Genomic DNA, 527 nt, shown 5'->3' on the forward strand with positions numbered 1-527 from the left:
GGTTCTCCAGAATGTTGCGCAGGATCGGCGCCGGCGTGGTGGTGCCATAATAGCCCTGACCGATCAGCGAGGTCAGAACCTTGTTCTTGCTCGCCACCTCTTTCATGTGAAAGAGCGCATCGCGCTCGGTCATCGCCGGACCCCAGTCCAGCGGCTCTTTCTGCCGGATCGCGGGCGGGACGGTGGCGTCGATCAGCTCGTCCAGCGTCTTGAAGCCGATCACCTTGAGCATGTCGCGCATCTCGGTCGGGCTGGGCCCGATATGGCGGCGGTTGGCGAAGTCATAGGCTTCGTAATCGGTCAGTTTGAAGGCCATGTGTGCGCTCCTCAAGGATAGGTCAGGCCCGGCGGAGACGGCAGGAGCCTCCGGCGGAAGTATTTGGAAACAGATGAAGGGGCGGGGCCGCGCACGGACCCGCCGCCTGAGTTAACCGATGAAGGCCTTGTAGCCGGCCTCGTCCATCAGGTCTTCGAGCTGCGAGGCGTCCGCGATCTTGATCTTGTAGATCCAGGCCTCGCCCTCGGGG

The 527-nt window shown here is 62.8% G+C and carries 2 pseudogenes; both read right to left on the reverse strand.

Annotation, left to right across the window (positions count from 1 at the left end):
• Positions 1-316, reverse strand: a pseudogene (locus ACR0NT_RS19550) (glycine dehydrogenase (aminomethyl-transferring)); the annotation flags it as partial.
• A 111-nt stretch (positions 317-427) separates the two neighbouring features.
• Positions 428-527: pseudogene (locus tag ACR0NT_RS19555) on the reverse strand (glycine cleavage system protein H); the annotation flags it as partial.

The sequence above is a fragment of the Ruegeria sp. AB10 genome (assembly GCF_056542745.1).